Raw genomic sequence first — 11759 nt, 5'->3', positions numbered from 1 at the left:
CTACTCGCAGTCCGGATTGCCGTGCGTTCTCACGCATTGCGCACGGGCGCAGGCGGCGATCACCTGGTTGCGGCCATATTCATTGATGTCGACCGTCACGTAGACGGGATATTGCTGATATTCGGTACGCAGGATGTCCTGGCAGACCGTATCGGTCCGGTTGCCGTTGACCACCGAGCTGCAGCGCGTCTGTCCGGTCGGCACCTGGATGGTGCGGGTGCGCATTTCCATCCGCGTCTGCTGGATGATCGGATACTGGGCATAGGCGGCCGGGGCGCACTGGCTCTCGGTGGCGCGATAGGCCTCGGTGGCGCAACCGCCAAGCGCCAGCATCACGGCCAGCCACGGGAGCACGGCGTAGGTTTTCATCGGTAAGGTCTCGTTGCTTGTTCAGTGGGCAGAGATTGTAGCCGCGCACGGGTCCCGGCACCATGACGACGCGCAGCAGCACCTCCGGACGGGAGCGAAATCGGCAAGGACGTGCCGATGTTGCATGACATTCACATGGGCTCAGGCGAAAGTGAAGACTCAGCAACACAATCCGCTGAAGCTCCCCTATCCTAGAGCCGCCGTCGCGGTGGCCCGCCAAGGCCAGCGTCGGCACCATAACCAGACCAACATCCAGAGACAGAGACCTTCATGAAACGATTCCTGCGCATTGCCCTTGCCTCGACCTTGCTCTCGGCCGCCGTCGCCCAGGCTGCGGATCGCCTGCCGGTGATCCCGCCCGATCAATACACGCCGGAACAGAAAAAAGCCGCCGATGAATTCCTGGCCGCCCGCAAGGTGCCGGTGTTCGGGCCCTTCGAACCGCTGATGCACAGCCCGCAAGTGATGACGCAGGCACGCTCGATGGGCGACTACCTGCGCTACAACTCGGCCATCGGCAATACCCTCAGCGAACTGGTGATTCTGATCACGGCCCGTGAATGGACCCAGGATTACGAGTGGTACGTACACTATCCCATCGCCATCAAAGCCGGCATCAAGCCGGAAGTGGCGGCGGCCATCGCCGACGGCCGCCGTCCCGAGGGCCTGAGCGAGGACGAGCAGATCGTCTATGACTTCTCGCTCGAACTGCATCGCAACAAGCGCGTCTCCGATCCGACCTTCGCCCGCGCCGAAAAGCGTTTCGGCAAGAAGGGCGTGGTCGATCTGACCGGCATCAATGCCTATTACACGCTGCTGGCCATGCAGATGAACGCGGCGCAATACCAGGCACCGAAGGAGGCCAAACGGCTGGTGCGCTTCCCCGAATAAGGGCTGGCAGGACGCAAAAAAAGCGGCATCTCCGGATGCCGCTTTACTTTCTTGTTTGCTGCTTCTTTTCGACCTGATCAGTCCCAGGCCTGGGTCGGCACGATGGCCAAAGTCTGGAAAGCTGGCTTGGCAAACCAGTACCCCTGCATCAGGTCGATCCCCAGCGCCGCCAGGTGATCGCGTTCGGCACGGGTCTCGACGCCCTCGGCCAGGATCTCGATATCCAGCTCCTCGCAGATGGCGGCGATGCCGGCCACGATGGCCTGGCGCGGCTTGTCGGTGTCGATGTTGCGGACCAGGTCCATGTCGATCTTGATCAGATCGGGCTGGTATTCGGCCAGCAGGTTCAGGCCCGCATAGCCGGCGCCGAAGTCATCGATGGCGGTACGAAAACCGAAGCGGCTGTATTCCCGGAAGATGTTCACCAGGTGCGGGCGGTCGACCACGCGCTCCCCTTCGGTTACCTCGAAGATGATGCGTTCGATCGGGAAGTCATGCTTGCGTGCGGCCTTGAAGGTGCTCTGGATGCAGACCTCCGGGCGGTACACCGCATTGGGCAGGAAATTGATCGACAGGTACTGCGTCATGCCCAGCCGTGCCGCGCCTTCCACCGCCTTGGTACGGCAAGCCTGGTCGAAACGATAGACGTTGCTGTCGTTGACCTGGTTCAGCACCGTGTACGCGGGCTCGCCCTGCGGCCCGCGCACCAATGCTTCATAGGCGTACACCGAGCGCGTGGACAGGCGCACGATGGGCTGATAGGCATATTCAAACTCGATGTCCAGCTTACCGTCGTCCGAGCAGCCCTCGCAGGAGCGACGCGCAGCGTCCTCTCCCGGGCTGGCATTGGAGTCTGGAATGATGGGGATCATGCTTTCTCCGGTAAATCATTAGTTGCAAAACGGCATCTATGCTACCGCATCTTGCCAACGATACCAGAAGTTTCACAAGCCGATTGACTTCCATCCCTCGCGCCGCCACTGCTCCAGGCCTGCCTCTCCGAAACGCCACAGGTGCAGCCAGCCATGCTCCAGCAGCTGACGCACGATGGCGTGGCGGGCGACCACGGCATCGATGGCCTCGGCCGGCGCATCGATCACGACGGTCAGGCGCAGCGGTTCATGCACCCACTGCTGGCCATCATGCAGCGACTGGCGCGACAGGCCGATGCGCAGATCGCCGCCATTGCCTTCGAAGACACCGATGGTGCCCCCGACCACGTTGTGCAAGAGCTTGTTGCCGCTGCCCAGGCGCTGCGGATCGCTGGTGGAGGCGTGATATTGCCAGTTGATCCAGTGCGTCACCAGCATGGGCGCGGTCATCAGCAGTTCCAGCACGCTGCCGTCCCGATCCTCGCTGGCCTCGTAGTCATGCAGGAAGCAGCGGCCACCCAGGTCCAGTCCACGGCTGCGTGAACGCGGGGCGATCAGGAAGGCGGCATTGCCGGTCAGGCCCCATTCAGGACGCGTCTCGGCACCGTCGTTGGCGCGGCGGCGCAGTTGCTTCAGCAAGGCCGGCGCGGCCTGGGCCGGCTCCATCCCCAGGCGCAGCGCACGCTCGCGGCGGACACGGTCACCGGCCTCGGCCAGCACCGGCTGCAGGGCTTGCCAGCGCGCGCGGGCCGCTGCCGGCATCAGGTCGAGATCGAAGGCTTCGATTTCGTCGGTCGTGGTGTTGTGCAGGACGGCCAGGAAGTGGCTGTCTTCGGGGATGAAGATCTGCCGGTCCAGCAGGCCGCGGCGCACCTCCTGTTCGTTGAGCAACTGGGCCAGCGTGCGCGCGTTGACTTCGCCGGTCTGGCCGCAGCAGGCGCCACAGTCCAGCGCTGCCGCATGCGCGTTGTTGGCGGACTGGCTGCCATGCCCGGCCAGCAGTACCAGCGGGGCCACCTGGCGATCCAGGCCCATGGCGTGCAGCACGCGGGCGGCCAGTGCCACCTTGTCGTCCAGCGCGACGCCGACCAGTTGCGGCCGGCACACTTCGCGATAGCGCGACGGCAGCCCGGCCAGGTCATCGCGCGCACGTTCGGCCTGGCCAGGCTGCAGCCATTTCCAGAGACCGCCCAGTGCTGTCACACCCGCCACCTCGACGAAGGAAAACGCCGACCCCGGCCAGCGCGTATTGCCCTGCCACTGTTCCTTGAAGGCCAATGTCTTGCGCCGCGCCCGTGCCACGGCACTGGCCAGCACGCCGCCATCGGCGACCGTTCCGGCGGGGGAGACCACATCCTGCACCTGATAGGCCGGTGCCAGCAGGCCCGGCAACTGCGGACGGCTGGCCTCGGTGGCCAGCGGCGTGTAGGCCACCGGCAGGCCGAAGAAACCCGCGAAGCCCATCGTCTGCATGCCGGGATGGACCGCCTCCAGCGCCCGCCGTAGCGGTTCGCTGCGTACATCGATGCAGAATGCGGCCTGCACCTCGACCTGCGGCGCTGCATTGGCCGACTGTTGCAGCAAGGCTGCCGCCAACTTGCGCTGGTAGCCGGCCTCCAGTGCGACCTGCCAGAGTTCATCGACCAGCAGGTCCTGACGCACTTGTTCCAGACGCTCCTGCGAGCGTGCCCAGGCCTGTTGCACCGTGTGGAAGGCGTGGCTGGCGGCTTCGTCATCCTTGCACTCCAACAGCAAGGCACCCCAGGCCATGCGGATGGCCAGCAATTCACGCAGGTGTTCATCACTGCCGCCTGCGAGTTTGGCCTCCCAGCCCAGATAGGCACACCACGAGGCCCAGCCATTGACGGTCAGCAGGACCGATTCAAGATAGTCGGCCCAGACCTCGGGCGGCAGGTCCATGCGCCGCATCACCCAGCGTTCGGCCTCGCGCGCGCAGGCCGGCAGCGCCCGGACGCCATCGGCAATGTGCGGCAGGCCCATCAGCAAGCCGATGCCGTGGTCGTGCTCCAGCGTCTCGCGCCAGAAGGCATACAGGCCCATGCCGCGTTCAGGCTGCCAGTCGGCCTGGTGCTGGTCGAAGTAGGCGGCACAGGTCTGGCTGACCTGGTGCGTGATGGCCTGCCGCCAGGAGAGCCGGGTGTGGCGCTGGGGATCGTTGTCCAGCACGTCGATCAGCAGCGGCAGCCGTGGCGCCGGGCCGGTGGCGGCCAGTACCGACAGACAGTGGGCAACGTCGAAACCGCGTTCCTGGGCCTCGATCGAGTGTGCCAGGGCGTATTCCAGATCTGCTTCGGTCACCCGGCACTGGTCCCAGGCCTGCTGCAGCTGTTCCTTGGGCGGAAAGACCTGGATGCCGCCCAGCAGGGCCATGCGCGCGGCCACCTGGCGCAGCGGCATGCCGACCCGCGACCAGTGCGGATTGACGGCGATGGCACGATCCAGTGGCCAGGCCGGGGCGATGGCACCGCAGGCGTCCTGGCAGGCTTGCTGCAATTGCTGCTCCAGCTCGGCGCTCCACGCAGCGATCGGCGCGGCGGCTGGTCCTTGGCTATCTTGGGCTAATACGTTCATGCTGTTTCTCCGGTGAGGCGGGCTCAGCCCTGGCTACGGCCATCGGCGGCGAGATTGTTCACTTGTTGTTCGGCAGCGGCCCGGCGGGCACTGGGAGCCCAGTTCGAGGGCCACAACTGCAGCGCCAGGCGGGTATAGGCTTCATCGAGGTAGAAGCCGGCGTAGCTGCGGCGTCGCCAGGCGGCCATGGACTGCGGTGCCAGTTGCAGCAAGCCCATGCAGACATACAAGGCCAGCATCGCCAGCAAGGCCGTCACGCCGAACACGGCACGCGGGTAATCGTTGACGTGCAGCGGCAGCAGGTGGGCCACCAGGGCCGCGAGGGTCAGGCCGGCCGCACCCAGCAGGCCCAGCAGCCAGCCGCGCAGGCCACCACTGCCCTTGGCCGTGGAGCGCCACAGCAGCGGTGCCCAGGCCAGCCCGAGGATGCCGCTCCACCACCATGGCCAGGCCGCATGCGGGCTCAGGCTGTGCAGGCCCAGCACCAGGGCGATGCTGACCATCGGGGCGAGGATCACGCTCCAGGCCGACGGCAGCGCCGGGTTGTGCAAGGCCGACAGGCGGGTCTCCCGCACCACCGAGGAGGCCGACAGGAAGGCGTGTGCCTTGTACAGCGAGTGGCCGATCAGGTGCAGCGCGGCGAACAGGTACAGTCCGGCGGCACACTCCAGCAGCATGAAGCCCATCTGCGCCACGGTCGACCAGGCCAGTTTGACCTTGATGCTGATGCGGGTCAGCATCACCAGCCCGGCCAGCAACACGGTACCGGCGCTGACGATGAGCAGCACGGCGCGCGCCGCGACGGCCTGCTCCAGCAAGGGTGCAAACCGCACCAGCACGAAGCCGCCCAGATTCACCACGCCGGCATGCAGCAGCGCCGAGACCGGGGTCGGCGCTTCCATCACCTGAATCAGCCAGCCGTGCACCGGCAGCAGCGCAGTCCGCAGAATCACCGCAAGCGTCAGGCACAGTGCGCTGATCTGCAGGCTGGTGCTCATGCCGTGCTGGCTCAGGTAGGCCCACAGGTCCGAGAAGGAGCCGCTGCCCACGGTCGTCCAGGCCAGTGCGGCCGCCGCGATCAGCAGGCAGTCGGCGATGCGGTCGGCGATGCTTTTCTTGTACGAAGCCAGACGGGCAAAGGGACGTTCCGGATAGAAGCACAGCAGGCGTTGCAGGGCCAGGCCCACGACGGCCCAGGCGGCGATCAGCACCACCCAGTGATCAGCCAGCAACAGCAGGTGGACGGCAGTCAGTACCAGCGCGAGCGCCGCGGCATACTGGCGCTGGCCGGCTTCACCCTGCAGGTAGCGTGCTGAAAAACTGCCGATGACGGTGCCCAGTCCCTGTACCAGCAGGGCCAGCACCAGGCCCAGCGTGGACGGATGCAGCACGCCCGGCCACGGGGCGCTGTCGCGTGCCATCACCAGGTTGAACAAGGTCAGCAGCAAAGCCAACAGGGAGAGCGACTGGAACAGCGTCCAGACGCGCGGCGGTGCCAGCCGGAACAGACACAGCGCCAGAGCGGCGGCCATCGTCAGCGCGGGCGGTGCCCAGGCGCTGCAGGAAATCAGGGGGATGGTCGTCATGACAAGAACCTCATGCATTGGAATGGCATCATGATGCTTGCCATCGATCGTTCTGTAAATTACATTTATCAGAACAAATTCATTCATAAAATCGAACGATGCGCCTAGAACAGCTTAACTTTCATCATTTGCGTTATTTCTGGCGGGTGGCCAAGCTCGGCCATCTGACACGGGCGGCGGAAGAACTGCACACCTCGCAATCCGCCGTGTCCGCGCAGATCCGCCAGCTTGAAAAGCAGCTGGAAGAAGATCTCTTCATCCGTGAAGGCCGCCGCCTGACGTTGACCGACACCGGGCAATTGGTGTTCACCTATGCCGACAATATCTTTGGACTTAGCCAGGAGCTGCTGGGCCGGCTGGAAGGCCGCTCGGCCGGGGTGACGCGCCTGCGAGTGGGTAGCGTGGCCACACTGTCGCGTAACTATCAGGAAAACTGGATCCGTCCCATGCTCTCTGACCCCTCGGTCTCTCTGACGCTGGAGTCGGGCTTGCTGGAAGGGTTGCTGGAGCGGCTGATGCAGCATCAGCTTGATGTGGTGCTGGCCAATGAGACCGTGCCCTCCGACCCGGATCGGCCCCTGCACTGCCGCTTCCTGGGCAGCCAGGCGGTCTCGGTGGTGGGTCCGGCGCACCGCTGGGAGGCACGCAGCCTGCGCATTCCGCAAGACCTGGAAGGCATCGACATGGCCCTGCCCGGCCCGCGTCACGCCCTGCGCATGCAATTCGACGCGCTGTGCATCTCCAATGACGTGCGCCCGCGCATGCGTGCCGAGGTGGACGACATGGCCATGCTGCGCCTGATCGCCCGCGACAGCGGCTGGCTCACCGTACTGCCGGAAGTGGTGGTGCAGGACGAACTGCGCAATGGTGCCCTGGTCGTGGCCGGCCAGACGAGCGAGCTGGTGGAAAGCTTCTATGCCATCACCACGCCGCATCATCACTACGATGAACTGCTGGACCGGCTGCTGGCGGGCGGTCCCGTCCCTTCTTGATCTTCGAGGAAGATTGTTTCAGCCGCACGCGGGTTACCGGTCTGAAATAAATGCTACTCCTTGGTAGAATGCAAAATGATTTGCGCAAATATATGTACGCTAATGCCAATATTGCCAACGTGGTAATGGCGTACACTTGGGCAACTCAGGGGGCAAGTGTTGTCGAGCTTGCTGCTTCACGACAAGAAACCCGGCGGGCACGATGAGGAAGGCACTTTTCAGGTATCGCGACGAGCTGGTCAGGATAGAGCTCAAGTGTCCGGGCGACGCCGGCACCGGCTGGACCTGGGATCTCTATATCAATGGCGAACTGCAATTCTGTGGCGAAGATGCCCCGTTTGCGTTCGCTGAAGAGGCGATGGCGGCCGCCAAGCAGGCCAGCCGCCATCTGATCGACCTGCTGCACGCCTCCCACTGAGCAGCGCAGCGCGCTTGCCACAGCTGTTTCAGCGAATCACCCATCGTTTCACACCCTCCTCTTGCTTCGCTTCCGGTTCAGAAGGCCTTGCCATCTTCATGTCGCGCATTTATTATATGAATTAATATATTATTGAATTGAATAGTGTTCGCCATGACCAGCCCCAGCTCGCTACAAGCCGACCAGATGCGCCGCGCCGCCGGCCAGGCGGTGGCCGCGTTGAAGGTACTCGCCAATGAAGACCGGCTGTTGCTGATGTGCCAGCTATCGCAGGCTGAAATGTGCGTCAGCGAGCTGGAGGAAACACTCGATATCCGCCAGCCCACACTGTCCCAGCAACTTGGCGTGCTGCGCAACGAAGGGGTGGTCAGTACGCGGCGCGAGGGCAAGCGGGTGTACTACCGTGTCGCCGATCCCAAGTTGCTTGAGATGCTGGGACTGATGTACCAACTTTATTGCCCCAAGGAATGAGCATGGACATTGCGTGGAATGCCTTCACCCCCGCCGCCTCGCTGACCGGTGGCCTGCTGATCGGAGCGGCCGCCAGCGTGCTGGTGCTCTGCAATGGACGCATTGCCGGCATCAGCGGCATCGTCGCCGGTCTGCTGCCGCCCTCGGCATCGGATCGCGCCTGGCGCGCCCTCTTCGTACTCGGCTTGCTTCTCGCGCCGCTGCTGGTGTCACTGGCAAGCGCCCTGCCCGCGCCCCGCATCGACGCCGGCTATGCGGCCATCGTACTCGCAGGCCTGCTGGTCGGCGTGGGGACCCGTTACGGTGCCGGTTGCACCAGTGGTCACGGCGTCTGCGGCTTGTCGCGCCTGTCGCCACGCTCGGCGGTGGCGACGGCGTGCTTCATGGCGGCCGGATTTCTGAGTGTCTATCTGTTGCGCCACGTGCTGGGGCTGCAAGGAGTGCTGTCATGAGGCTCCTGCGCAACCTCGCCGCGCTGGCCGCCGGCTTGCTGTTCGGCCTCGGCCTGATCGTCTCGGGCATGGCCGATCCGGCCAAGGTATTGGGATTTCTGGATCTGGCTGGCCAGTGGGATCCATCGCTGGCCCTGGTGATGGGCGGGGCCATCGCCATCGGGCTGCCGGCCTTTACGCTGGCACGCAAGCGTCAGCGCACACTGCTGGGCGAACCGATGCAATTGCCCACGGCGCGCACCATCGACCGCCGACTGGTGCTGGGCAGCTTGCTCTTCGGCATCGGCTGGGGCATTGCCGGCATCTGTCCGGGACCGGCATTGGTCTTGCTAGGCATGGCATCGGGCAAGGGCCTGGCCTTCGTGCTGGCGATGCTGGCCGGCATGCTGCTGTTCCGCTGGAGTGAGCGGTTTTGGGCGAAATGAATGTTGCTGCACGCAGGGTGTCCATACAGGGGGCCTCTTGCCGTAATCTGCCCGTTTGAATGTGAAGAAAAAACACCAGGATCACCCATGGACAATCTGCATATCGAAGGTCATTTCGACACCATCACCAGCACTGTCAGCTACCTCGTGCTGGACCGCGCCACCTTGCACTGTGCGCTGGTGGACAGCGTGCTGGACTACGACCCCAAGTCCGGCCGCACCTCCACCCGCAGCGCCGATCATCTGATCGCCCGTGTGCAGGCACTCGGTGCGACGGTGCAATGGATACTGGAAACGCATGCGCATGCCGACCATCTCTCCGCCGCGCCCTACCTGAAGCAGAAGCTGGGTGGCCGCATCGCCATCGGCGAGCACATCCGCCAGGTGCAGCAGGTCTTTGGCAAGCTCTTCAACGCCGGCACCGAATTCGAGCACGACGGCAGCCAGTTCGATCATCTCTTCACCGATGGCGAAACCTTCCGGATCGGCCAGCTGCAGGCGCGCGTGATCCACACGCCTGGCCATACGCCGGCTTGTGTCACCTATGTAGTGGAAGAAGGCGGACAGAGCGCCGCCTTCGTCGGTGACACGCTGTTCATGCCCGACTATGGGACGGCGCGTTGTGACTTTCCGGGCGGAGATGCGCGGCAGCTGTTCCGTTCAATCAATGCGGTACTGTCGCTGCCGCCGCAGACACGCCTCTTCATGTGCCACGATTACCAGCCGGGTGGTCGCGAACTGCGCTTCGAGACCACCGTGGCGGAAGAACGCCAGCACAACATTCACGTTCGCGAAGGGATCAGTGAAGAGGCATTCGTGGCCATGCGCAGCGCGCGTGATGCCACGCTGGACATGCCGGTGCTGCTGCTGCCTTCGGTACAGGTCAACATGCGCGCCGGACAGATGCCGCCAGCGGAAGGCAATGGTGTGCGTTATCTGAAGATCCCGCTCAACGCGGTCTGAGCAGGGTCAACTGTGTCCGGCGGACTGGAACAGTCCCAGCAGCGCGAGGCCGCCGATCAGTGCCAGGATGAGGATGCCGGCCACGATGGCGATGGCGGCTTTGGGCTTGCGATCAGCCATGATGAGATCTCCCTTGATGCATGGATGTAATGGGGTCTGCGGACGGATCGCTCAAAATTCAGAATGAAGACTCATCCGCAAGCGTTCACCCTAGCAAGCGGAGTCGGGCAACGGCATCAGCGCCAGCCTGGAAATGGCCTTCCGAAAGCCTGTCATCCTCGTGGGACAAACGGCGGTCAAGCTGCGCCATCCGTTCGCCATCAAATACGAATTGCCCTCATTTTCGCTAATTGTCGTGGCCTTTGCCGCAGCACAGCCCTAGAATCTGCGCCATTCCGCAACCCTGTATATGAACAGAAGTGTCATGGCCAAATTCCATCTCGAACATCACAAGGTCGACGCCATCTCCTGGCTACGCGCCGCCGTCCTGGGTGCCAACGACGGCATCGTCTCCACTGCCAGCCTGCTGGTGGGTGTGGTGGCGGCCAATGCCACGCATGAGAACGTGCTGCTGACCGGCGTCGCCGGCCTGGTCGCGGGCGCCATGTCGATGGCGACCGGCGAATATGTCTCCGTGCACTCACAGGCGGACAGTGAACACGCCGCCCTGAGCCAGGAGCGCGAAGAACTGGCCACGGATCCGGAAGGCGAACATCGCGAATTGATGGGCATCTACATGCGCCGGGGACTGAATCAGGAGACCGCGCATCAGGTCGCCACCCAATTGATGGCCCACGATGCCCTCGATGCGCATGCGCGCGATGAACTGGGCATTTCCGAAACCACGGCAGCGCGGCCGGTCCAGGCAGCCATCGTCTCGGCCCTGAGCTTTGCCGTCGGCGCAGCCTTGCCGCTGGCGGTGGTGCTGCTGGCACCGGTCGCCAGCCTGTTGCCGGCCATCGTGATTGCCGCCCTGCTGTCGCTGGCGGTACTGGGTGCGGTCGCGGCCAAAACCGGTGGTGCCAACTTGTGGAAAGGAGCCTTGCGGGTGAGTTTGTGGAGCTCGCTGGCCATGGGGTGTACGGCGGCGATCGGGTCTTTCTTCGGCGCGGCCGTCTAGCCATCAAAGCCAACCCAGCCATTGCCCCCAAATCAGTTGGCCGAGATAGCGTGACGGCAGCAACGTGAAGGCCCCCGCCACCAGGCAAGCACCGATGTAGACCCGCTGCATGGTGCGCCGATGCAGCGCGATATCACCACGCATCACCGCCGAGAGTCCGCGGTAGAGCAGGAAGGCCGTAGCTGGCACCAGCAGATGCAACGGCGTATAGCCCGCGATGTTGGGCAGGTCATGCGAACGGATGAAGAGCGCCGAAAGCACGGTAACGGCCATGCAGCTGAACCAGGCATAGCCCAGGGCGCGGTGCCATCGTGGCCGCACCGTGCGGCCGAGCCGGGCCCAGAAGGCGAAGGGTCCAATGACGACCGCAGCGAGTGCGACGCTCAAATGGAGTGCGATGAGAGGTGTGAGGGACATGGCAGGCTTTCAGCGAATCGGTGGAGCGATTCTGCTGAGGCTGCTGGCAGGACGATAGCGGGATGCGACGAAATGCAGATGGGATGCCGCAGAGTGCAGCGGCAAAGCGAATTAGTGTCGTCAGGCCGCCCAAGTCCGATCAACACTTGCCGCAATACCCCGACCACCTACGCGAGGGATGGGCCGTCCTC

General features: G+C 64.0%; 13 protein-coding genes. 8 read left to right on the top strand and 5 right to left on the bottom strand.

Features of this window, described 5'->3' with window-relative positions; genetic code table 11:
* Positions 1-369 (bottom strand): hypothetical protein, encoded by a 369-nt coding sequence (locus tag ACWFUC_RS16910; RefSeq protein ID WP_039788085.1) that lies wholly within the window; start codon positions 367-369, stop codon positions 1-3.
* Between the two features lie 270 nt (positions 370-639).
* Here ACWFUC_RS16910 and ACWFUC_RS16905 point away from each other — a divergent pair, with 270 nt between their 5' ends.
* A complete protein-coding gene (locus ACWFUC_RS16905; RefSeq protein ID WP_209568968.1) occupies positions 640-1260 on the top strand; it encodes a carboxymuconolactone decarboxylase family protein in 621 nt (206 codons plus the stop codon).
* A 77-nt stretch (positions 1261-1337) separates the two neighbouring features.
* Here the strand turns inward: ACWFUC_RS16905 and ACWFUC_RS16900 are convergent, their stop codons facing one another.
* From ACWFUC_RS16900 to ACWFUC_RS16890, 3 genes are all read right to left on the bottom strand, one after another.
* Positions 1338-2132 carry an EAL domain-containing protein gene (locus ACWFUC_RS16900; protein ID WP_489625477.1) on the bottom strand — a complete coding sequence of 265 codons (795 nt, stop codon included), beginning with the start codon at positions 2130-2132 and terminating at the stop codon, positions 1338-1340.
* Between the two features lie 72 nt (positions 2133-2204).
* On the bottom strand, positions 2205-4724 hold the full coding sequence (locus tag ACWFUC_RS16895; protein WP_489625476.1) for a YbcC family protein: 2520 nt from the start codon (positions 4722-4724) through the stop codon (positions 2205-2207).
* A 23-nt stretch (positions 4725-4747) separates the two neighbouring features.
* Positions 4748-6310 (bottom strand): NADH-quinone oxidoreductase subunit L, encoded by a 1563-nt coding sequence (locus tag ACWFUC_RS16890; RefSeq protein WP_489625475.1) that lies wholly within the window; start codon positions 6308-6310, stop codon positions 4748-4750.
* A 98-nt stretch (positions 6311-6408) separates the two neighbouring features.
* On the opposite strand from ACWFUC_RS16890, the gene ACWFUC_RS16885 reads away from it, so the two are divergent.
* The 7 genes from ACWFUC_RS16885 to ACWFUC_RS16855 all read left to right on the top strand — a co-directional run bounded on the left by ACWFUC_RS16885 (position 6409) and on the right by ACWFUC_RS16855 (position 11151).
* The gene (locus ACWFUC_RS16885; RefSeq protein WP_034329222.1) at positions 6409-7302 is read left to right on the top strand and encodes a LysR family transcriptional regulator; all 894 of its coding nucleotides are present in this window, start codon (positions 6409-6411) and stop codon (positions 7300-7302) included.
* Positions 7303-7504: 202 nt separating this feature from the next.
* The gene (locus ACWFUC_RS16880; RefSeq protein WP_034329223.1) at positions 7505-7720 is read left to right on the top strand and encodes a hypothetical protein; all 216 of its coding nucleotides are present in this window, start codon (positions 7505-7507) and stop codon (positions 7718-7720) included.
* A 153-nt stretch (positions 7721-7873) separates the two neighbouring features.
* Entirely contained in the window at positions 7874-8191 is a 318-nt protein-coding gene (locus ACWFUC_RS16875; protein ID WP_121040210.1) for an ArsR/SmtB family transcription factor, read from the top strand.
* Between the two features lie 2 nt (positions 8192-8193).
* Entirely contained in the window at positions 8194-8643 is a 450-nt protein-coding gene (locus ACWFUC_RS16870; RefSeq protein ID WP_489625474.1) for a YeeE/YedE family protein, read from the top strand.
* On the top strand, positions 8640-9068 hold the full coding sequence (locus ACWFUC_RS16865; protein ID WP_134222363.1) for a YeeE/YedE family protein: 429 nt from the start codon (positions 8640-8642) through the stop codon (positions 9066-9068). The genes ACWFUC_RS16870 and ACWFUC_RS16865 overlap by 4 nt, the downstream gene beginning before the upstream one ends.
* 87 nt (positions 9069-9155) lie before the next feature.
* Positions 9156-10031, top strand: coding sequence for an MBL fold metallo-hydrolase (locus ACWFUC_RS16860; RefSeq protein ID WP_209580436.1), 876 nt, complete (start codon positions 9156-9158; stop codon positions 10029-10031).
* A 424-nt stretch (positions 10032-10455) separates the two neighbouring features.
* Positions 10456-11151 carry a VIT1/CCC1 transporter family protein gene (locus ACWFUC_RS16855; protein ID WP_034341368.1) on the top strand — a complete coding sequence of 232 codons (696 nt, stop codon included), beginning with the start codon at positions 10456-10458 and terminating at the stop codon, positions 11149-11151.
* Between the two features lie 3 nt (positions 11152-11154).
* Here ACWFUC_RS16855 and ACWFUC_RS16850 read toward each other — a convergent pair whose 3' ends face one another.
* Positions 11155-11568 carry a DUF2306 domain-containing protein gene (locus ACWFUC_RS16850; protein ID WP_121040200.1) on the bottom strand — a complete coding sequence of 138 codons (414 nt, stop codon included), beginning with the start codon at positions 11566-11568 and terminating at the stop codon, positions 11155-11157.
* Positions 11569-11759 lie beyond the last annotated feature (191 nt).

The organism is Herbaspirillum sp. Her4 (assembly GCF_057961335.1).
This window is presented reverse-complemented; position numbering and strand designations above follow the sequence as displayed.

Coding starts and splice junctions, on each gene's coding strand:
- ACWFUC_RS16910 (WP_039788085.1), bottom strand. CDS start 369: ATGAAAACCTACGCCGTGCTCCCGTGGCTGGCCGTGATGCTGGCGCTT.
- ACWFUC_RS16905 (WP_209568968.1), top strand. CDS start 640: ATGAAACGATTCCTGCGCATTGCCCTTGCCTCGACCTTGCTCTCGGCC.
- ACWFUC_RS16900 (WP_489625477.1), bottom strand. CDS start 2,132: ATGATCCCCATCATTCCAGACTCCAATGCCAGCCCGGGAGAGGACGCT.
- ACWFUC_RS16895 (WP_489625476.1), bottom strand. CDS start 4,724: ATGAACGTATTAGCCCAAGATAGCCAAGGACCAGCCGCCGCGCCGATC.
- ACWFUC_RS16890 (WP_489625475.1), bottom strand. CDS start 6,310: ATGACGACCATCCCCCTGATTTCCTGCAGCGCCTGGGCACCGCCCGCG.
- ACWFUC_RS16885 (WP_034329222.1), top strand. CDS start 6,409: ATGCGCCTAGAACAGCTTAACTTTCATCATTTGCGTTATTTCTGGCGG.
- ACWFUC_RS16880 (WP_034329223.1), top strand. CDS start 7,505: ATGAGGAAGGCACTTTTCAGGTATCGCGACGAGCTGGTCAGGATAGAG.
- ACWFUC_RS16875 (WP_121040210.1), top strand. CDS start 7,874: ATGACCAGCCCCAGCTCGCTACAAGCCGACCAGATGCGCCGCGCCGCC.
- ACWFUC_RS16870 (WP_489625474.1), top strand. CDS start 8,194: ATGGACATTGCGTGGAATGCCTTCACCCCCGCCGCCTCGCTGACCGGT.
- ACWFUC_RS16865 (WP_134222363.1), top strand. CDS start 8,640: ATGAGGCTCCTGCGCAACCTCGCCGCGCTGGCCGCCGGCTTGCTGTTC.
- ACWFUC_RS16860 (WP_209580436.1), top strand. CDS start 9,156: ATGGACAATCTGCATATCGAAGGTCATTTCGACACCATCACCAGCACT.
- ACWFUC_RS16855 (WP_034341368.1), top strand. CDS start 10,456: ATGGCCAAATTCCATCTCGAACATCACAAGGTCGACGCCATCTCCTGG.
- ACWFUC_RS16850 (WP_121040200.1), bottom strand. CDS start 11,568: ATGTCCCTCACACCTCTCATCGCACTCCATTTGAGCGTCGCACTCGCT.